General features: G+C 53.7%; 17 protein-coding genes and 1 tRNA gene. 9 read left to right on the top strand and 9 right to left on the bottom strand.

Annotated elements, in window-relative coordinates; genetic code table 11:
- Positions 1-26 precede the first annotated feature (26 nt).
- The 3 genes from BLP45_RS09890 to BLP45_RS09880 form a co-directional block, all read right to left on the bottom strand.
- A complete protein-coding gene (locus BLP45_RS09890) occupies positions 27-653 on the bottom strand; it encodes a 5-formyltetrahydrofolate cyclo-ligase (protein WP_090372169.1) in 627 nt (208 codons plus the stop codon).
- Positions 654-691: 38 nt separating this feature from the next.
- A complete protein-coding gene (gene mutY / locus BLP45_RS09885) occupies positions 692-1,783 on the bottom strand; it encodes an A/G-specific adenine glycosylase (protein ID WP_090372167.1) in 1,092 nt (363 codons plus the stop codon).
- Between the two features lie 272 nt (positions 1,784-2,055).
- Positions 2,056-2,129, bottom strand: a tRNA-Gly gene (locus BLP45_RS09880).
- 192 nt (positions 2,130-2,321) lie between these two features.
- Here BLP45_RS09880 and thiS point away from each other — a divergent pair.
- From thiS to trmB, 3 genes are read left to right on the top strand one after another with little or no spacing between them, the layout of a single operon-like run.
- Positions 2,322-2,567 (top strand): sulfur carrier protein ThiS, encoded by a 246-nt coding sequence (gene thiS / locus BLP45_RS09875; RefSeq protein ID WP_090372165.1) that lies wholly within the window; start codon positions 2,322-2,324, stop codon positions 2,565-2,567.
- 58 nt (positions 2,568-2,625) lie between these two features.
- Positions 2,626-3,423, top strand: coding sequence for a thiazole synthase (locus BLP45_RS09870; RefSeq protein WP_090372282.1), 798 nt, complete (start codon positions 2,626-2,628; stop codon positions 3,421-3,423).
- Positions 3,424-3,465: 42 nt separating this feature from the next.
- On the top strand, positions 3,466-4,137 hold the full coding sequence (gene trmB / locus BLP45_RS09865; RefSeq protein ID WP_090372163.1) for a tRNA (guanosine(46)-N7)-methyltransferase TrmB: 672 nt from the start codon (positions 3,466-3,468) through the stop codon (positions 4,135-4,137).
- A gap of 28 nt (positions 4,138-4,165) precedes the next feature.
- Here the strand turns inward: trmB and hemW are convergent, their stop codons facing one another.
- From hemW to rph, 3 genes are all read right to left on the bottom strand, one after another.
- A complete protein-coding gene (gene hemW / locus BLP45_RS09860) occupies positions 4,166-5,395 on the bottom strand; it encodes a radical SAM family heme chaperone HemW (protein ID WP_090372280.1) in 1,230 nt (409 codons plus the stop codon).
- An 86-nt stretch (positions 5,396-5,481) separates the two neighbouring features.
- Complete coding sequence (gene rdgB, locus BLP45_RS09855) at positions 5,482-6,075, bottom strand: RdgB/HAM1 family non-canonical purine NTP pyrophosphatase (protein ID WP_090372278.1); 594 nt, start codon at positions 6,073-6,075, stop codon at positions 5,482-5,484.
- Positions 6,076-6,086: 11 nt separating this feature from the next.
- The gene (gene rph, locus BLP45_RS09850) at positions 6,087-6,806 is read right to left on the bottom strand and encodes a ribonuclease PH (RefSeq protein ID WP_090372161.1); all 720 of its coding nucleotides are present in this window, start codon (positions 6,804-6,806) and stop codon (positions 6,087-6,089) included.
- 180 nt (positions 6,807-6,986) lie between these two features.
- On the opposite strand from rph, the gene BLP45_RS09845 reads away from it, so the two are divergent.
- The 5 genes from BLP45_RS09845 to BLP45_RS09825 all read left to right on the top strand — a co-directional run bounded on the left by BLP45_RS09845 (position 6,987) and on the right by BLP45_RS09825 (position 11,855).
- The gene (locus BLP45_RS09845; RefSeq protein WP_090372159.1) at positions 6,987-7,853 is read left to right on the top strand and encodes a YicC/YloC family endoribonuclease; all 867 of its coding nucleotides are present in this window, start codon (positions 6,987-6,989) and stop codon (positions 7,851-7,853) included.
- A gap of 276 nt (positions 7,854-8,129) precedes the next feature.
- Positions 8,130-8,561, top strand: a complete 432-nt coding sequence (gene trxC, locus BLP45_RS09840) for a thioredoxin TrxC (protein WP_090372157.1) — start codon at positions 8,130-8,132, stop codon at positions 8,559-8,561.
- Positions 8,562-8,607: 46 nt separating this feature from the next.
- A complete protein-coding gene (gene gmk, locus BLP45_RS09835; RefSeq protein WP_090372156.1) occupies positions 8,608-9,234 on the top strand; it encodes a guanylate kinase in 627 nt (208 codons plus the stop codon).
- 127 nt (positions 9,235-9,361) lie between these two features.
- Positions 9,362-9,568, top strand: coding sequence for a DNA-directed RNA polymerase subunit omega (rpoZ, locus tag BLP45_RS09830; RefSeq protein ID WP_090372154.1), 207 nt, complete (start codon positions 9,362-9,364; stop codon positions 9,566-9,568).
- Between the two features lie 142 nt (positions 9,569-9,710).
- Positions 9,711-11,855 (top strand): RelA/SpoT family protein, encoded by a 2,145-nt coding sequence (locus BLP45_RS09825; protein ID WP_090372152.1) that lies wholly within the window; start codon positions 9,711-9,713, stop codon positions 11,853-11,855.
- Between the two features lie 29 nt (positions 11,856-11,884).
- On the opposite strand, the gene metH is transcribed toward BLP45_RS09825, so the two are convergent.
- The gene (metH, locus tag BLP45_RS09820) at positions 11,885-15,616 is read right to left on the bottom strand and encodes a methionine synthase (protein ID WP_090372151.1); all 3,732 of its coding nucleotides are present in this window, start codon (positions 15,614-15,616) and stop codon (positions 11,885-11,887) included.
- Between the two features lie 36 nt (positions 15,617-15,652).
- On the opposite strand from metH, the gene BLP45_RS14970 reads away from it, so the two are divergent.
- Positions 15,653-15,784 carry a hypothetical protein gene (locus BLP45_RS14970; RefSeq protein WP_256327773.1) on the top strand — a complete coding sequence of 44 codons (132 nt, stop codon included), beginning with the start codon at positions 15,653-15,655 and terminating at the stop codon, positions 15,782-15,784.
- 81 nt (positions 15,785-15,865) lie between these two features.
- On the opposite strand, the gene BLP45_RS09815 is transcribed toward BLP45_RS14970, so the two are convergent.
- Together BLP45_RS09815 and BLP45_RS09810 are read right to left on the bottom strand one after the other, a co-directional pair.
- Complete coding sequence (locus BLP45_RS09815) at positions 15,866-17,803, bottom strand: flavin monoamine oxidase family protein (RefSeq protein ID WP_090372149.1); 1,938 nt, start codon at positions 17,801-17,803, stop codon at positions 15,866-15,868.
- A gap of 77 nt (positions 17,804-17,880) precedes the next feature.
- Entirely contained in the window at positions 17,881-19,401 is a 1,521-nt protein-coding gene (locus BLP45_RS09810; RefSeq protein WP_090372147.1) for a YifB family Mg chelatase-like AAA ATPase, read from the bottom strand.
- Positions 19,402-19,485 lie beyond the last annotated feature (84 nt).

Genomic DNA, 19,485 nt, shown 5'->3' with positions numbered 1-19,485 from the left:
TTTTGCCAATTCGCGGAAAGTACGCGCTATTTCAGAGCATTCTCCCTCGCGCATTCCTCGATGGCAATAAGCTCCAGCCCGGTTAACGCTACCCGATAAATCCCCGCCTCTGTAACAATAAAATCCATAGGAATATCGTGCGGCTGGGGATGGACGCTATCCAGACGTAGAATTTCAAACGCCACCCCGATAGCCAGGGGCTTTGGCTCGATTGCAGCCAGAGTACGATCAAAATAGCCGCCGCCATATCCCAGCCGGAATCCCAGTTGATCGAAGCCGATCATAGGTATTATCACCGCCTCAACCCTTACCGGATCGGTGTTGTCAGGCACCGGAATATCATAGACGCCGATCTTCATCGGCGCCTCCCGCCACCATTTGCGAAAGCGCAGCGCCTCATGTTTATTCTCTATTTCCGGTAGCGCAAGCGTCGCGCCGCGCTCCCCGATATAATCCATCGCGGGACGGGGATTATATTCGCCACGATGGGGCCAGTAAAATCCCACTAGGCTTTTTTGTAATACGGGGAAACCCTGTTCGAGCGAACGCGTAATTGCCATGCTCCAGCAGCGGTGCTCATCTTCGCTGATTAACTCCCTGCGCATGGTCAATGCCGCGCGCTGATGTTTTCTCCATTCCCGCCAGTTATGCATTAGCTATAGGATACTTATAGAATACGAATTGCGTAAAATCACAGCTGCCTTTCGAAGGGTAGATCACCTGATTGCGGGTATTCGTGCTGTGTGAGCAGCTTCCTGACCGGGGCGGGAATAGCCGCTTTTCGCGCATCATCCAGCGCTACCCATATCGCCCCATCTTGTCCGTGCATCTTGATAGCGGCGGGGGAGGAAACAACTCGCAGCAGCCGCGGATGAATCCGCAGCCTGAAGTGGGTGAAGGCATGATTCAACGAGGGTACGTGCGCCAGCGGCCTTACTTTCATTTGGTAGTGCCGGGCGCAATAGGTGACGGCGTTTTTGCTTACCGGCATTTCGGGAAGACACCACAATCCACCCCAAATTCCGGGGGCCGGGCGTTTTTCCAGCAGAATTTTTCCTTGCTGCATCAGCATTAACAGAACCGTTTCTTTTTCCGGCAGCGCTCTGCCCGGCTTGCGAACGGGGAGCTTGTCCACCCGGTTATCTCGCAATGCGGTGCAGTCCTGTTGCAGCGGGCACGCCATACACTTTGGTTTGGCGCGAGTACAAACAGTCGCACCCAGGTCCATCAACGCCTGAGTATAAACCTCAATTTCGCCGCATTCATTTGCTGGAAGCAGCTCTTCAGCTTTCTGCCACAGTAACGTTTCGTTCTTCCTCTCCCCGAGGTAGCCGTCTACGCCGAAGCATCGCGCAAAAACGCGCTTGACGTTGCCGTCGAGTATCGCGCGACGCTCTCCGTATGCAAACGCCGCAATGGCGGCAGCGGTGGAACGTCCAACGCCGGGAAGTTGTTCAATGGCTTGAACGTCTCGCGGAAATATGCCGCCTTGCTCTCTGGCGATCAGCCGGGCGGCCTGATGCAGATTCCTTCCGCGCGAGTAGTAACCCAGGCCGCTCCATAGTGCCAGCACATCATCGAGGGAACTCAAGGCCAGGCTTTCGATATTGGGAAAGCGTTGCAGAAACCGCAAGTAATAGGGAATTACAACAACCACCTGCGTTTGTTGCAGCATGATTTCGGAAATCCAGATAGCATATGGATCGCGCGTATTCTGCCAGGGAAGACCGCTGCGTCCATGCAGTTTCTGCCAGCGGATCAGCTTGGCGGCAAAAGTTGGCATATTGTGGAATGATGATTTTCCATCTCGGTACGTTCTTGTACTTTTATTCTCTTAAAAAAGAGCTGACGCAAGGTTGCGCCGGAGCAAGGGAAGATGGGGCTGGATATCGCAATCAAGCTTGAGCGCACGCTGTTTCTTTCTTCACTAGATGGATGATCGGGGGTTGGTGGATATCGGAACTGACGTGATAAAGATAGAAGGCTGGTCAGCGGAGTTATTGAAAGCAAGCACGATAAGCAGGCATTTGAGATACTGAACTCACAGGCAGGGCGTGGAGCGGGTGAAGGGAATCGAACCCTCGTCGTAAGCTTGGGAAGCTTCTGCTCTGCCATTGAGCTACACCCGCCATCAGCATGGATTATACGATGGAAATAGCTTTATCGCGCTGTGCGATAAGGGGGAGCTGGCCTTGCTGACGTAATAGCAGCGTGAGGTTCGCCGTTGTTATCCGCCATGAGACTCCTTTCACCGTCCGATCCATATGCTAGAATTAAATTATATTGTTAATCAAAGGACTTGAATTCAGCCGATTTTTGAAATGATACAACTCATCATTAATGGACAGCCTCAGCGTTTTCCCATATCCAATCAAACGCCACCGCTAAAGAGCGGTCAAAATAACGCGACTCTCAATATCACGCAATTGCTGGAACACATGGCCTTGCAAGGCAAGCGTATTGCCATCGAGCGCAATGGCGAAATTGTTCCGCGTAGCAAGTACGACCAGCAGGTCCTGACCAACGGGGATCGGCTTGAAATCGTAGTGGCGGTGGGAGGGGGCTAGCGTTTCGCAAAGACTGTAAGGAGACACTCTTTTACAGTAAATGAAATTACAGGATTTTATGGATAATCTCGTCATCGCCGGCAAGGCATATTCTTCGCGGCTTCTGGTCGGTACCGGCAAATACAAGGATTTCGCCGAAACTCGCGCGGCGGTTGATGCAAGCGGCGCGGAAATCATCACTGTGGCGATACGCCGCACCAACCTCGGACAGAATCCCGATGAACCGAACCTGCTGGACGTCCTGCCGCCGTCGCAATATACGTTGTTACCTAATACAGCGGGATGTTACACGGTGGATGATGCAGTGCGCACCCTGCGCCTTGCGCGTGAATTGCTGGACGGCCATAGCCTGGTAAAGCTGGAGGTTCTGGGTGACCCGAAGACACTCTACCCTAACATGGTGGAAACCATCAAAGCCGCGGAAATTCTGATAAAGGATGGCTTTCAGGTAATGGTTTATACGTCGGATGATCCGATCATCGCCAGACAGTTGGAAGAAATCGGCTGTATCGCGATAATGCCTCTGGCTTCACTAATTGGTTCCGGTATGGGAATTCTCAATCCCTGGAATTTACAGATTATCATCGACAATGCCTCGGTTCCGGTATTGGTGGATGCTGGCGTGGGCACCGCTTCGGACGCGGCTATCGCCATGGAATTAGGCTGCGACGGTGTCCTGATGAACACCGCCATTGCCGCTGCGCAAAATCCTGTACTCATGGCTTCCGCCATGAAAAAAGCGGTGGAAGCGGGCCGTGAAGCTTATCTGGCGGGACGCATGGCAAAGAAGCTTTACAGCGCGAGCCCCAGTTCACCCGTCAGCGGAACCATCGCCAGCAGCGACAAAAAAGCCTGATAGCTCCGGTTTTCAAGTCCCTCCCGGATATATTCCTCCTTGATGATAGAGCATCGCCCCATCCGCAGCTTTGTTCTTCGCCAGGGACGCGTTTCAAATGCTCAGCGCCGCGCCCATGAAACCCTGATGCCGAAATACGGCATTCCATTTACGGAAAACCTGCTTGATCTTGAAGCTGTTTTTGGCAGGAGCGTGCCAAAAATTCTGGAAATCGGTTTTGGTATGGGCGAAACGACGGCCGTTATCGCCAGGAACCACCCCCAAAATGACTACCTGGCTATCGATGTTCACACGCCCGGTGTAGGCAGCCTGCTGAAGCAAATCGACGAATTTGGATTGACGAATGTGCGTATTATCCAGCATGACGCCGTAGAGGTATTGCAGCAGATGCTGCCGTCCGATTGTCTCGATGGCGTACATATTTTTTTCCCTGATCCCTGGCCCAAGGCGCGTCATCACAAGCGGCGACTGATACAACGGGAATTCATCTCGCTCCTTTGCCGGCACTTGAAGCGCGGCGGCTACATCCACGCCGCAACTGACTGGGAAGACTATGCCGGCGAAATACTGGAAGTGTTGAGCAACGAACCGCAGTTAAGGAATACCGCTGCTGATTATGCCCCACGTCCCGAGTACCGGCCTGAAACCAAATTCGAGCAGCGGGGTTTGCGATTGGGACACGGCGTATGGGATGTGGTATTTCAAAAAAAATAGAAAAGAAAATAGAAAAGCGTAAAACCACCTACATATCGCTTTTCTCCGGCAGGAAAATCTGCAACAAATCATTCAAAAAGCGTTTGCCAGTAAGTGTAGGCGCGATGTGTCGATAGTCGTGCACGATCAGTTGGCGTCGCTCCGCCTCGTCAAGTTGCCGCCGGATACCGGTGATTGGCAAGCCGGTACGCTCCGTGAACATTTCCGTCGTAAAGCCTCTTGTCAGGCGCAGTGCGTTCATCATGAATTCGAAGCTCCGGTCGTTTCGTCCTACTTCGTGCTGTTCCATCATAGGCGCGCCGGAAGCTGCAACGTCTGGCGCCGTCTTGGCAAGGTATTCCCGGGGTTGCTTATAGCGGATCTGCCGCACAATTTTGTCGGCAAAGCTTATTTTGCTATGCGCGCCCGCTCCAATACCAAGATAGTCGCCGAACGTCCAATAATTCATATTATGGCGCGACTCCCTTCCGTGTAGGGCAAATGCCGAGGTTTCGTAATTGATGTAGCCGCCTTGTGCAAGCGTTTCCTCGATCATTATCTGCATTTCCGCCGATAGATCGTCATCGGGCAACGGTGGCGGGTAGCGGTGAAACAGCGTATTAGGCTCCAATGTCAGATGATAAGCGGAAATATGAGAGACACCGTATGCGGCCGCCGTCTCGATATCATTACGGGCCTGCTCCAGTGTCTGATCCGGGAGTGCATACATCAGATCGAGATTCACATTGTCGAAATTCTTCTGGGCGATTTCAATTGCGCGATGCGTTTCGCGGTCGTCGTGTATTCGTCCCAGCGATTGAAGATGCCCGGGATTGAAGCTTTGAATACCTATGGACAGGCGATTGATCCCGGCGGCGCGGAAATCGGCGAACTTTTTCACCTCGAAGGTTCCGGGATTGGCTTCCAACGTAATTTCGGCAAAGTGCTCCAGCGGCAGCAAAGCTCTCACTGCAGCAAGAATTGCATCGATGGATCGGGCGCTAAACAGGCTGGGTGTGCCGCCACCAAAAAATACACTGGTTACTCTGCGTCCCCAGACCTGCGGTAACGCCGCTTCAAGATCGCGGATCAATGCCGCCACGTATTCGGCCTCCGGTACGTTGCCTTCCCCGCCGCGCACCTCGTGAGAATTGAAATCGCAATAGGGGCACTTCTTCATGCACCACGGGATATGGATATAAAGACCCAGCGGAGGGAGTGATTTCAGTCTGGGAGACTGGGAACCCAGTATGGATGCGGGGGAAATGATCGTTGTCATGATCAATTTGAGATGCAGCAAACAGAAGGCGTCGGCTCAACTGTAATTGAAATCTGTTTTACCTTTCCAGTTGTCTGGCAATCCCGTCAAAATGTCTCTTCCTTGATGCTCTCTACGAGTCGGGCCAGTGCCTTGCCGCGGTGGCTGATTCGATTTTTTTGCTCCATCGGAAGCTCGGCTGCGGTTTTACCCAGCCCCGGCAGAAAAAAATAAGGATCGTAACCGAAGCCGCCTTTACCGCGTGGCTCCAGAATGATCTCGCCGTGCCACGCGCCGTCGGCGATGATGGGCTGCGGGTCATCGGCATGGCGCACCAGGGTAATGATGCAGTAATAGTGGGCCTTTCGGTCGGGCTGGTCCCTTAACACCTCGACCAGCTTCTGATTATTTCGCTCATCCGATCTGGGCTCTCCCGCATAGCGTGCCGAATAAATTCCCGGTCCACCGTTCAAGGCATCCACGCATATCCCGGAATCATCCGCCAGCGCCGGCCATCCACACAATTTGCTGGCGTGGCGCGCCTTGGCAAGAGCGTTTTCGACGAAGGTGCAATAAGGCTCTTCCGCCTCCGGAACATTGAAGGCGGACTGCGGCAATACCTCAATCCCCAACGGTTCAAGCAAGTGACGAATTTCCCGCAATTTACCGGAGTTGCTGCTGGCAATAACGAGTTTCTGCATTTTTTTGACGCTCATTTTTTTGACAGCGCCGTTTTCTGAATTCCGATCAACTCCTGTATTCCCCGCTGCGCCAGGTCCAGCATGGCATTCAACTCCTGCCGGCTAAACGAGACGCCTTCGGCGGTGCCCTGCACTTCCACCAAGCCGGAATCGCCGGTCATTACGACGTTCATGTCGGTGTCGCAGCAGGAATCTTCCACATAATCCAGGTCAAGCACTGGAACGCCCTCGTATACCCCGACTGAGACTGCGGCGACATGAGTGGATATCGGCGTGGCGGGAATCAATTGCCGGTACAGCAGCTTATCTACAGCATCATGTAGAGCCACAAATGCGCCCGTGATGCTCGCGGTACGCGTGCCGCCATCGGCCTGGATAACATCGCAGTCAATCTGGATGGTGCGCTCGCCAAGCTTTGTCAGATCCACTACGGAACGTAATGCGCGCCCAATCAGGCGCTGGATTTCCATGGTGCGGCCGGATTGCTTACCCTTGGCTGCTTCGCGCTGCATCCGTTCATGAGTGGAACGCGGCAGCATGCCATATTCGGCAGTGAGCCAGCCTTGGCCCTTGCCTCTGAGAAAAGGCGGCACTTTTTCATCAACACTGGCCGTACACAATACCTTGGTGTCGCCGCACGCGATCAACACCGCGCCCTCAGCGTACCGGGTGTAATGGCGAGTGATTTCAACGGAGCGGAGTTGAGTTGGAGTGCGATTGCTGGGGCGCATGGCTATTGATCAGTCTTAAGGATAACGAATGAAGGCAGAGCTTGTGCCGTAAGGCACATCAAGCAAAATCTGCCAGGACTGTCAGCAAGGATTGTGTGCCTGATGCGTTGTGGCATAATCCGCGATGATGAAGTGGCCCATATTTTAACGTATTAAGGACTTGTCGGTGGTTAAGTTAGCATGATCTACAGCATGACCGGTTATGCGGTGGTTACAAAGGAATTGCCGAGCGGTTCACTCAACCTGGAGCTACGCTCCGTCAATAACCGTTACCTTGACATCCAGTTTCGTCTGCCTGACGAGCTTCGCTTGCTGGAGGCGGCGATGCGCGAACTGCTGACAGCCCGGTTGAACCGAGGAAAGATAGATTGCCGTTTAAGCTTTTTCCGGTACGCAGGGGAGGAAGATCCGCAGCAGATCAATGCCAACCTGTTACAGAAATTGCTGGAATTGGACCGTACAATCAGAGTGGCGCTACCCGAAGCACGCGGTCTGGAAGTGGCGGACATTCTCCGCTGGCCTGGAATATTGGGCGCGGGTTCGCTGCCGACACAGGATTTGCGCGACCCCTGCATGGAACTGCTGCATGCCGCCCTGGATGAATTTGCGGCGGCGCGGGCGCGCGAAGGCGAAAAGCTTAAAGCCGTACTCCTCGAGCGTCTTGACAGGATGCGCCGCCTGACGGCGGAGATTTCGCCGCGTATTCCCGCATTGCTGATGGCTTTCCAGGAAAAAGTCAGGTCCCGGTTGCAGGAAGCCATGATAAATCACGACGATGACCGCATCCGCCAGGAGTTGTCCTTATTCGCCAGCAAGATCGATGTAGATGAGGAGTTGTCGCGCTTGCAGACTCATCTGGACGAAGTGGAGCGGGTTTTGTCCAGCGGGGGGGCAATCGGCAAACGCATGGATTTTTTGATGCAGGAACTCAATCGGGAAGCCAACACGATAGGCTCCAAATCGGTGGATGCGGAAGTGTCGAGAGTATCCATGGAACTCAAGGTACTGATCGAGCAGATGCGCGAGCAGGTGCAGAATATCGAATAGCTTCAGGAGAGCAGTCCCGGAATTAATGTGAGATCGCTACTCTAAACCTCGGTTGCCCGCAGTATTTTCAATAATAGAGTAACCCGAAAAGGGCTCGTAGCGCTGACAGTCGCCTGGCCTCCTAGCCCGGCGGTTGTATTGATGGTTCGCGCCCCATGCTGCAATACCAGGAGAGTATCGTTCCTCTGGCGCGCAAGAGCAAACCAAGCGCAGTACTCGCAAGATTAAAAGATGGAGTAGAATCTTTTCCTGTTCTCATCAGACAGGGAAACTTTCATGAGCGATTCCTTGCATCTTGTCTGCCCCCGCTGTCACGCTGTCAATCGCGTACCAACGGCGCGGCTCGACCAGCAACCTAATTGCGGACAATGCCACAAGCCGTTGTTTACCGGTCATCCGGTCGAGCTAACCGCCGCTACTTTTGCCAGATACCTCGAACGCAATGACGTCCCGATATTAGTGGATTTCTGGGCGCCCTGGTGCGGGCCCTGCAAGATGATGGCGCCGGCGTTCGTCCAGGCGACAGGCATGCTAGAGCCGCACACGCGTCTGGCCAAGGTGAACACCGAGGCTGAGCCAGCGCTAGGTACCCAATACAGCATCCGCAGCATTCCTACTCTGGCCCTTTTCAAGGGCGGGCGCGAGGTGGCGCGACAGTCAGGCGCCATGTCGGCACAGGATATCGTGCGTTGGGTTCAGTCCCGCTAGAATGAATTAGAGGGCCAGGCTACACTTTGAAAAACGCTACTGAAAAATGATGCCCGGCAACTTATTTATCGTCAGCGCTCCGTCAGGGGCAGGAAAAACCAGTCTGGTTAAGGCCTTGCTTCAGACTGGCATCGATCTGAGCCTGTCTGTTTCATACACCTCCCGGGCTCCGCGCCCCGAAGAAGTGGACGGGCGCGATTACCATTTCATAAGCCGGGAAATTTTCGAACAGAAATTGGACCAGAACGAATTTCTGGAAAGCGCGGAAGTTTACGGAAATCTGTACGGCACGTCGCAAAAATGGATAAACGAAACCATCATGTCCGGGCGGGACATCCTGCTGGAAATTGACAGCCAGGGCGCGCAACAGGTACGCAGAAACTTTCCCAAAGCAGTGGGAATTTTTGTTTTGCCGCCATCATTGGAGACGCTTGAAACCCGCTTAAGGCAGCGGGCGCAGGATAGCGCGGAAGCGATTGCGCGGCGTCTGGCCGCCGCCCGTGAGGAGATCGGCCATTTGAGCGAATATGATTATGTTATCATAAATGAGAAGCTGGACAAGGCACTGCAGGAACTGGCCTGTATCGTACAAGCTGAGCGTTTGAGAATGACGAGCCAACGTGGGCGTCACCATAACCTGATCACACAACTCGGCAGAATCCCTGTTTTATAACGGTTTGGGACGGTCTCCACACATCCGCCTACCTTGACGGTTCCTTCGGTTACTCTTTGCTGGATTGCAAATCCTTTTTGAGCATTTTGTACCGCAACTTCTGACACACTTTACCGGGAACAATATTATGGCACGCATTACTGTTGACGATTGTTTGAAAAAAATTCCCAACCGTTTTGATATGACACTGGCCGCAACCATTCGGGCAAGACAGCTTTCGATCGGTGGCGCCCCTATGGTGGAGGCCGCGCGGGATAAGCCTACTGTCATCGCGTTGCGCGAAGTGGCCCAGGGAAAAGTGGGTATGGAAATTCTAAATGTAGGTCCCCTTTGATTTTACCAAAAAGGCACATCTAAAATAAAAAGCCTGGGTTGGATTCATTTGCCGACATAAGGTATCTAATAGGTGTTATGAGCGTTTCCATCCCGAGAGCCTATCCAGCAGGGGCTTATCACAGAGAATAAAGGAAATTACGATGCAAGCACGAGGTCTGCCGGCTTCCTCTGCTACCTTGCCCGAGGCGGATTTCCTATTCAACGAACTATCCAGCTACCTCAAGCCGGAGGATGTTTCTGAGCTTCAGAACGTCTACCTTTTCAGCCAAAGCGCGCATTCCGGGCAATTCCGGCAATCCGGCGAACCTTACATTTCTCACCCGTTGGCGGTAGCCAGCATACTTGGCAAGTTACGCCTCGATACGCAAACGCTGACCGCCGCGCTGTTACACGATGTGATGGAAGACACCCATGTCTCCAAGGCGGAGATCAGTAATCGGTTTGGCAAGCCAGTGGCGGAACTGGTGGATGGCGTTTCAAAACTTGACAAGATCGAGTTTCAGACCCATGCGGACGCGCAAGCGGAGAATTTTCGCAAGATGCTCCTGGCAATGGCGCGAGATGTTCGTGTCATACTTATCAAACTGGCGGACCGGTTGCACAACATGCGTACGCTGGAGGCGATGCGGCCGGAGAAGCGGCGCCGCATCGCCCGTGAAACCATGGAAATTTATGCCCCCATTGCCAACCGCCTAGGCCTTAACAATATCTACCAGGAGTTACAGGAGCTCAGCTTCCGCTATCTTTTTCCTACGCGCTACAGGGTTCTGACTAATGCCACCAAGGCGGCGCGTGGAAATCGCCGCGAAGTGGTGACTAAAATCCTTGATGCGATCAAGCAGCGTTTGCAGGCAGCGGGGCTGGATGCGGAAGTGACCGGCCGTGAAAAACAGCTTTACAGTATCTACAAGAAGATGGCGGAGAAACATCTTACATTTTCCGAGGTACTCGATATTTACGGCTTTCGCGTCATCGTCAAGGATGTGCCCTCTTGTTACATCGCGCTGGGAGCATTGCACAGCCTGTATAACCCCATTCCCGGAAAATTCAAGGACTATATCGCGATTCCGAAGGCAAACGGTTACCAGTCCTTGCATAACACACTATGGGGGCCGTATGGTACCCCCATAGAAGTGCAAATCAGGACCGCCGACATGCATCGAATCGCAGAAGCTGGCGTCGCCTCGCACTGGCTCTATAAGAGTACCGATGCCGATCTTAATGATCTGCATATGAAAACGCACCAGTGGCTGCAGAGCCTGCTGGAGACGCTGAGCGATTCCACTGATTCTCTGGAATTTCTGGAACATCTCAAGGTTGACCTGTTTCCTGGCGAAGTCTACGTATTTACGCCCCAAGGCAAAATATTGGCCCTCCCAAAAGGTGCGACAGCTGTTGATTTCGCCTATGCGGTGCATACCGATATCGGCGACTGCTGTGTGGCTGCGAAAATAAATGGCGAGAGCGCTCCACTGCGCACCAGTCTCAGGAGCGGCGATCGCGTCGAGATTGTTACCGCGTCGCACGCAAAACCCAACCCCGCCTGGCTTAACTACGTGGTTACCGGAAAGGCGCGCACGCATATTCGCCGTTTTCTCAAGACCATGCAATACGAAGAGTCGGCCAGACTGGGGGAGCGCCTGCTGAATCAAGCCTTGATGTCGCTCAAGGTTGATCCGCAAACGATAAGCGAGCTGCAGTGGGAAAAACTGGCACGCGAGAGCGGCGCCAAGTCCAAAAAAGATTTATTGGCGGACATGGGATTAGGCAAGCACTTGCCGGCAGTCATAGCGAGGCGACTGGTACTACCGGGAGAGTCGGCTTCGGGTACAAATGGAGTTAGCGACGTCATCACGATACTCGGCACCGAGGGCATGGCGGTCCAATTTGCGAAATGCTGCCGTCCGATTCCCGGAGATTCCATCGTCGGCTTCATCAAGAAGGATCAAGGGTTGGTGATTCATATCCGCGATTGTCCGGTAGCCTCCAAAAGCCGCGGCAGTTCGGACAATTGGCTGGATGTGGCGTGGGGTAAAGGGATTACCCGCCATTTCGAAGTCAGCATCAAAATGATGGTCGCCAATCAGCGCGGCGTGTTGGCAAGGGTGGCGGCTGTGATCGCCGAGGCCGGTTCCAACATCGACAATGTGGCGATGGAGGGAGATGGCGCATATACCACCATGACTTTCATGTTGCAAGTCCGCAACCGCTATCATCTTGCACAAGTTATGCGCGGTTTGAGGCGTATTCCGGAAGTCGCGAAAATCAGCCGTATGAAGGGTTGATTCAACCGTTTTCGTTAGTCCTGCATCTTCTATCGTTCATATGCCAATACTGGCGCCAGCCATTTTTCTGTCTCCTCCAGCGTCCAGCCTTTGCGCTTCGCATAATCTTCCACCTGGTCCTTGTTTATCTTGCCTATAGCGAAATAATCAGCTTGGGGATGGGAAAAATAGAAGCCAGATACCGCGGCGGTAGGCACCATGGCGTAGGATTCAGTCACGATGATTCCGGCATTTTCCGGAGCTTTCAGTAGTTCAAACAACGGGCCCTTCTCGGTGTGGTCGGGACAGGCCGGGTAGCCCGGTGCGGGACGGATGCCGCGGTATTCTTCAGCGACAAGCTGCTCATTACTCAGGTTCTCATCTTTCACAAATCCCCAGAATTCACGTCGTACCCGCCAGTGCATGTGCTCGGCGAAAGCTTCCGCCAGGCGATCGGCAAGCGCTTTCAATATAATGGCGCTGTAATCGTCATGCGTTTCTTCAAAAGCCCTTATTCGTGCATCGATGCCGAGGCCGGCGGTAACCGCGAATGCACCGATTGTGTCGCGCAGCCCCGTTTCCTTGGGTGCGATAAAGTCGGCCAGGCATAGATTCGGGCGTCCCTCTGGTTTCATGGTCTGCTGTCGCAGATTATGGAACGTCATGGCTAGCCGGGTGCGGCCTTTATCGGCATAAATTTCGATATCGTCGCAATTCACCGTATTTGCGGGAAACAGGCCGAATACGGCATTGGCGCCGAGCCATTTCTGCTCGACAATTTTTTTCAGCATGGCCTGGGCGTCGCGGAACAGCGTACTGGCAGCCTCGCCCACCACCTCGTCTTCAAGAATTGCCGGATAACGTCCCGACAATTCCCATGCCTGAAAGAATGGCGTCCAGTCGATATAGGGTACTATCTTTTCAAGCGGGTAATTCCTTAAAGATCTTACCCCGACGAAATCCGGCTGCGGCGGGCTATAGTTCTCCCAATCGGTTTTAAACGCGTTATTTCTTGCTTCCGCAATGGTCAGCATCGGCGACGGTCCTTTCTTGTTTTTATGCTGGGTGCGGACTTTCTCGTACTCTTCCTGGAGATTCCGCACGTAATCCGCGCGCAAATCCTGCGACAACAGTTTGCTGCATACGCCCACAGCGCGACTCGCATCCGGCACCCATACGGTAACACCGCTGTAATGCGGCGCAACCTTCACGGCTGTGTGCACGCGCGAAGTGGTTGCGCCGCCAATCAATAGAGGAATGGTAAAACCCTCGCGCTGCATTTCCTTCGCCACATGCGCCATTTCCTCCAGCGAAGGCGTGATCAATCCAGACAGGCCGATCATGTCCGCCTGCTCGCGCCGCGCCATGTCGAGAATCTGTGCGCACGGGACCATTACGCCCATGTTCACTACCGCGTAATTATTGCACTGGAGTACGACGGTAACGATGTTCTTGCCGATATCATGAACATCGCCCTTGACTGTAGCAATGACAATCTTGCCCTTGGGCCTGGAATCGCCCGACAACTTCTTTTCCGCCTCAATGTACGGCAGCAGATGCGCCACCGCTTGCTTCATCACCCGTGCCGACTTGACCACTTGGGGCAAAAACATCTTGCCGGAGCCGAATAGATCGCCCACCACGTTCATGCCATTCATAAGCGGGCCTTCGATCACCTGGATCGGACGCCCGCCCTGATTACTTATTTCGAGCCGTGCCGCTTCGGTATCTTCGATGATATAGGTGGTGATACCCCTGACCAGCGCATGCGTCAGGCGTTGCTGGATCGGCTCGCTGCGCCATGAAAGATCTTCGACGTTCTCCTTGCTTTGCCCCTTGAAGCTCTCGGCGAACTCCACCAGCCGCTCGGTGGCGGTGGCATCTCCGTCTCCTTTGGGTGGACGATTGAGCAGCACGTCCTCGACCCGTTCCAGCAGGTCCTCGGGAATATCGGAATAAACGCCCAGTTGTCCCGCATTGACGATACCCATCGTCATGCCGGCCCGGATCGCGTGATAAAGGAAGGCGGTGTGGATTGCTTCACGGACCGGTTCGTTGCCGCGAAAAGAAAACGATACATTCGACACTCCTCCGCTCACCTTGGCATGGGGCAGAGTTTGCTTGATGATGCGAGTGGCCTCGATGAAATCAACGCCGTAATTATTATGTTCCTCGATGCCGGTGGCGACCGCGAAAATGTTTGGATCGAAAATGATGTCTTCAGGCGGGAAACCTACTTCGTTAACAAGTACGTGATAACAATGCGTGCAAATCTCCACTTTGCGCGCCTGCGTGTCGGCCTGGCCCAGTTCATCGAAAGCCATCACGATTACCGCCGCACCATAACGGCGGGCAAGTTTCGCATGTTCAATGAACTCCGCTTTGCCCTCCTTCATGCTGATGGAGTTGATCACAGCCTTGCCTTGCACGCATTTCAGCCCAGCCTCGATGACCGACCATTTGCTCGAATCTATCATGACCGGTACACGGCTGATATCGGGTTCGGCAGCGATAAGATTCAGGAATGTCACCATCGCCTTCTGCGAATCGAGCATCGCCTCATCCATGTTGATGTCGATGATCTGCGCGCCATTTTCCACCTGGCTGCGGGCAACACTCAGGGCCTCCGGGTAATTGTTGCCCAGTATCAAACGGGCGAAGGCTTTTGAGCCGGTGACATTGGTTCGCTCCCCTACGTTGACGAAGAGCGAGTCATCGCCAATATTAAGAGGCTCAAGACCCGACAGCCGCAGCTTCTTTGGAATATCGGGAACGATGCGAGGCGCAATATCGCTTACCGCGTCAGCGATCGCCTTGATGTGCGCGGGGGTGGTACCGCAGCAGCCACCCACGATATTGACAAAACCCGATTGCGCAAATCCCTTGATCAGACTTGCCGTATATTCGGGCGACTCGTCATAGCCGGTTTCCGCCAGCGGGTTGGGCAGGCCGGCATTGGGATGGGCGCTGACAAACACGCCAGCAACCCTGGAAAGTTCTTCAATGTAGGGACGCATCAGTTCCGCTCCCAACGCGCAGTTAAGTCCCACTGATAACGGGCGCGCATTACTGACAGAATTCCAGAAGGCCTCCGGTGTCTGCCCGGAGAGTGTCCGTCCGGAAGCGTCGGTAATGGTCGCAGAAATCATGAGTGGAAGGCTTACACCGTGGGTCTCAAAATATTGATCGACGGCAAACAGCGCAGCCTTTGCATTGAGCGTATCGAATATGGTTTCCACCAGCAGGATATCGGCGCCACCGTCGATCAGGCCGCGAATGGATTCGGAATAATCCGCCACCAGCTGATCAAAGGTGATGCCGCGAAACCCCGGATCATTTACATCCGGCGAGATCGAGGCAGTCTTGGTGGTCGGCCCAAGAACTCCCGCGACGAAGCGGGGCTTATCCGGAGTTTTTGCTTCCATCGCTTGCGCTGCTTCCCGCGCCAGTTTCGCTGCGGCAAAGTTAAGTTCGTATACCAGATCCTGCATGTGGTAATCGCCCATTGAAGCAGCGGTGGAATTGAAGGTATTGGTTTCGATAATGTCCGCACCTGCCTCCAGATAGCCGGTGTGGATGGAATGGATAATCTGCGGCTGGGTGAGTGTCAGAAGATCGTTGTTGCCCTTGAGATCGTGCGGAAAATCGGCAAAACGCGTTCCACGATAATCTGCTTCGTTGAGCTTGTGGCTCTGGATCATTGTGCCCATGGCTCCGTCGAGCATCAGGATGCGTCGGGCAAGCAGGTCGTGCAGCAAGGTGGCGCGGGGGTGTTGGTTCATGGCTGGGCTGGGTTTCGGTGGACGCTGGATTCTATCATGCCGCTACCGGAGTTTTGCCTCAACTCACGGTTTGCCGGAATAGCAGTGCTCGTCCTGGTTCTATCCAGCCCGTTGATACAGAATTTCGATGAAGAGGAAAATATCTGGCAGATATTTTATGTCAATTAACTATGTGTTGTCTCAAGATGGAAGCGTTTTGATAGAAGGTTCCGATTAAATAAGGGGAAGGCAGCCGCACTCCAATTTCCTTCAACCGTTTGACTCCGCTTGTTTTTCAATAACACGCAGAACACGTCTTGCTGATCGAAGCGAACCTTCTATGAAACCTTGGTAATCAGAAAATGCTTCGCCGCAGACGTGGATATTCTTCATTCCGGAAGCATCTTGATTCAGGGAAAACGCCTCCAGGAACTCAATGTGTTTCCAGGACATTATACCGGGCAGCCATCCGTGAGCCGCCGCCCCAAAAGGACTCTTGCCCCAGTCCCGAATACCGCAGGCGAGGAGACGGTCCTGGGTAAAATCATGGTGCTCGTAGTCTCGGGCAAACTGCACAAAACGCTGCCACAATCGCGGATAACCCGGCTCTTTCACGATAATCCGGTTTTCCTGGGATGCACTTGGCGGCGAGGTTTCCACCTTCAACAACCACGTTTTGGCGGTTTCCTGGCTTTCAAGTTGCGGATTCTCCGATAGCGCCTGCTCGGGTTGATCATGATTGTACTCAAAGGTCCTCAGATAATCGGACCAGAATGTAATTGCCGGACGATCGGTGTAGACCATGATCAGCCCCTTTGTCCGATCATTACTTTTTACATAGAGCAGCTCTCGTGTAGGGATATCCGCGGCATAGCGGTTAAGAGGCCTGTTGTCTTCCCACCATGGCCTTTCGATAACAAAGAAGCACTTTAACAGCGGAAGGCACGCCACGGCGTTGAGCGCCTCTTTGAGGCTTCCTTGCGGCGGCTTTCCGTTCCAGAACATTTGTTCGAGCGGGCGCTTGGGCAAAGCAAAGATCACTCTGCCGGCCTTGATGGCTTCTTTCTCATTCTCGACCACGACACGGATTTCGCCTTCAACCGATTGAACATCCAGCACCTTCCTATCTTTCCGAATACACAGTGAAGGATTGTTTTTTCTTTCTTTATAAAGCCTCTCCAGGAGTTTCCAGATGATCCGGCTCATTCCTCCGCGAATGCCGCGAAGTGACCCCGTGCTTCGAATTGCTCTAAGCCAAAAAATAATCCACTCCGCAGCATTCAAATTTTCATGTACAAAGTGATAGTAGCTTCCCCAGTCCCTTATCTTGACCACAGCGTAATGGCTTAATACTTCACTGAGAACGTTCCAGAAACCCAGGTTCCACAGCGGTTGGCCTCTGAAGCTTGCGGTTTTTCGGATGACGTCCAGGTCTTCGTCAGTAATATTGTGAATCCATTCGAGCAACTCGCCTTTCCAGTAATGGCGATAAAAGAATGCTTCTTCCTTTAAATTCCGCCACTGTTCATTGGCTGCAGGAGTCTTCCATGGTGTCTCTGTATTATCGAGGTCGACAAGCTCGAAGATGCGCCTGAGGGCCAGAATCATTAAGTCAAACGGCGTTTTTTGTTTCGCCTCCTCTTCTCGAAGGGTAAATCGGGGTTCCATCGGATCCTCCGAGGCATAGGAAGAGAACGGTATTAAGTCGTCCAGGCTTTCCTCTTCGCCCGGCACGGGTTCCCTGATTTCCAGTTCGTTGAGCAGCGCATGCAGTAAAGGCTGATGGCGCGGCTCAATTCTCATGGGCCCGAATTCGGCACGAAAATATTCGATTTGGGACGGCTTTTCAGCATCTTTTTCGTTTCCTGTTATTGATTGGTTTTCCGCGGGAACTCTAAAGGGAGATTGCTTATCACCCTGTGGTTTAAGAGGATCAGGCTGCCCGCTGCTAAAATCCCAGTTGCACGGGTCCCAGGTATCGTCAAAGCCGATGGCTTCTCCATTCTTCTCGTCAGTTCTCAGCAACGACCAGGTTTCTATGCGGCCTCCGAAACGGTCTGAAGCTTCGAGAAGGAGAATGCTGTTAATTTTGAGAGACTCACGCTTCTTGATCAGTTCGTGGCAACAATACAAGCCGGCGATCCCGCCGCCCACAATTACTACGTCATATGATTCAGCAGCTTGCTCAGCAGTTCTATTGTTTGGCATACCTTTCTCTTGATAATTGGGATAGGGTTTGTGCTAACTGAGAGGCTTTACTACAAATCGTCATACAAATTTGCATGCTAATTTCTGTCCAGCTTCCGGTACTGCACCGCTTCGGCGATATGGGTTGCGGTTATGCCGTTGCTTGCTGCCAGGTCGGCGATAGTGCGCGCCAATTTCAACACGCGATGATAAGCCCGCGCGGAAAAATTCAGGCGGCTGATAGCCTGTTTCAGCAGGTTTTCCCCCAACGTATCCGGCACGCAATATTTGTCGATGTCCTTGACCGTTAAAAGAGAGTTGGCTTTGCCCTGACGTGCCAATTGCCGTTGATAGCCTGTCTCGACACGTTGCCTGACCGTGCTGCTTGATTCGCCTTGGATCTGGCGCATCAAATCTTCCTGCGGCGCGGCCGGTACCTCGATCTGTATATCGATGCGATCAAGCAGGGGGCCGGAAATTTTGCCGCGATAGCGCGCCACCTGGTCCGGAGTACAATGGCATTTTCCGCTGTAGTGTCCAAGGTAGCCGCAGGGGCAGGGGTTCATCGCCGCGATCAGCTGGAACCGGGCAGGGAAGTCTGCTTGGCGCGCCGCGCGTGATATCGTGATGCGTCCCGACTCCAGCGGTTCACGCAGGACTTCCAGCACCTTGCGATCAAACTCCGGTAATTCGTCGAGAAACAGGACGCCATTCATCGCCAGCGAAATCTCGCCGGGGCGGGGATTGCTGCCGCCCCCCACCAGCGCAACGCCGGAGGCGGTGTGATGAGGTGAGCGATAGGGGCGGCGTTTCCAGTTGGCAATGTTGAAGCCTCCACTGCTGAGGGATTGCATTGCGGCGGATTCAAGCGCCTCATCTTCCGTCATGGATGGCAGAATGCCGGGAAATCGCGCCGCCAGCATCGATTTGCCCGTACCGGGCGGGCCCACCATCAGCACGCTATGATTTCCTGCCGCTGCGATTTCCAATGCGCGCTTGGCGTGCCCCTGGCCTTTTACTTCTTCCATGCCGGGATAATGGGGCGTGCTGGTTTCGGTGTCTCTTTCCGCGCTCGTCTCGCCGTTGACGATATAGAGCTGCAAGGGCTCGCGCCCGGCAAGGTGTGCACAAATCTGCAACAACGAGGTTGCTGGATAAACTGACGCTTCCCTGACCAATGCGGCTTCGGCGGCGTTTTGCTGCGGCAGTACGAAACTGCGGCCGGAGCGCGATGCGCCGTAAGTCATCGCCAAGGCTCCACGTATCGCGCGCAATTCTCCAGTCAGGGCAAGTTCGCCCGCCCATTCGTATTGGTCAAGCTTGTCCAGGGGAATCTGGCCGGTCGCCGCCAGTATGCCCAGCGCGATCGGCAGATCGAAGCGCCCGCTTTCCTTGGGTAAGTCGGCGGGAGCGAGGTTGACGGTGATACGCCGTGCGGGAAATTCAAATTGCGCGTTTTGCAGTGCCGCCCGTACCCGGTCTTTACTTTCCTTCACTTCCGCTTCCGGCAACCCGACGATGGTGAAACTGGGCAGTCCATTGGCGATATGAACTTCCACCGTAACCAGCGGCGATTCCATGCCCGTGATGGCGCGGCTATAAAGAATAGCTAGCGGCATGCGAGAAACTTCTCAGCCGGGAAGGAACCAACACGAATACATGCAGAGACAGCCGAGTGTTTTTTTGTATAGGTGTAAGAATGA

Source organism: Nitrosospira sp. Nl5, assembly GCF_900102495.1.
Taxonomy (GTDB): Bacteria; Pseudomonadota; Gammaproteobacteria; order Burkholderiales; family Nitrosomonadaceae; genus Nitrosospira.
This window is presented reverse-complemented; position numbering and strand designations above follow the sequence as displayed.

Excerpts from the sequence above, each read along its gene's own strand:
- BLP45_RS09890 (WP_090372169.1), bottom strand. The coding sequence starts at position 653 with ATGCATAACTGGCGGGAATGGAGAAAACATCAGCGCGCGGCATTGACC.
- mutY (WP_090372167.1), bottom strand. The coding sequence starts at position 1,783 with ATGCCAACTTTTGCCGCCAAGCTGATCCGCTGGCAGAAACTGCATGGA.
- thiS (WP_090372165.1), top strand. The coding sequence starts at position 2,322 with ATGATACAACTCATCATTAATGGACAGCCTCAGCGTTTTCCCATATCC.
- BLP45_RS09870 (WP_090372282.1), top strand. The coding sequence starts at position 2,626 with ATGGATAATCTCGTCATCGCCGGCAAGGCATATTCTTCGCGGCTTCTG.
- trmB (WP_090372163.1), top strand. The coding sequence starts at position 3,466 with ATGATAGAGCATCGCCCCATCCGCAGCTTTGTTCTTCGCCAGGGACGC.
- hemW (WP_090372280.1), bottom strand. The coding sequence starts at position 5,395 with ATGACAACGATCATTTCCCCCGCATCCATACTGGGTTCCCAGTCTCCC.
- rdgB (WP_090372278.1), bottom strand. The coding sequence starts at position 6,075 with ATGCAGAAACTCGTTATTGCCAGCAGCAACTCCGGTAAATTGCGGGAA.
- rph (WP_090372161.1), bottom strand. The coding sequence starts at position 6,806 with ATGCGCCCCAGCAATCGCACTCCAACTCAACTCCGCTCCGTTGAAATC.
- BLP45_RS09845 (WP_090372159.1), top strand. The coding sequence starts at position 6,987 with ATGATCTACAGCATGACCGGTTATGCGGTGGTTACAAAGGAATTGCCG.
- trxC (WP_090372157.1), top strand. The coding sequence starts at position 8,130 with ATGAGCGATTCCTTGCATCTTGTCTGCCCCCGCTGTCACGCTGTCAAT.
- gmk (WP_090372156.1), top strand. The coding sequence starts at position 8,608 with ATGATGCCCGGCAACTTATTTATCGTCAGCGCTCCGTCAGGGGCAGGA.
- rpoZ (WP_090372154.1), top strand. The coding sequence starts at position 9,362 with ATGGCACGCATTACTGTTGACGATTGTTTGAAAAAAATTCCCAACCGT.
- BLP45_RS09825 (WP_090372152.1), top strand. The coding sequence starts at position 9,711 with ATGCAAGCACGAGGTCTGCCGGCTTCCTCTGCTACCTTGCCCGAGGCG.
- metH (WP_090372151.1), bottom strand. The coding sequence starts at position 15,616 with ATGAACCAACACCCCCGCGCCACCTTGCTGCACGACCTGCTTGCCCGA.
- BLP45_RS14970 (WP_256327773.1), top strand. The coding sequence starts at position 15,653 with ATGCCGCTACCGGAGTTTTGCCTCAACTCACGGTTTGCCGGAATAGCA.
- BLP45_RS09815 (WP_090372149.1), bottom strand. The coding sequence starts at position 17,803 with ATGCCAAACAATAGAACTGCTGAGCAAGCTGCTGAATCATATGACGTA.
- BLP45_RS09810 (WP_090372147.1), bottom strand. The coding sequence starts at position 19,401 with ATGCCGCTAGCTATTCTTTATAGCCGCGCCATCACGGGCATGGAATCG.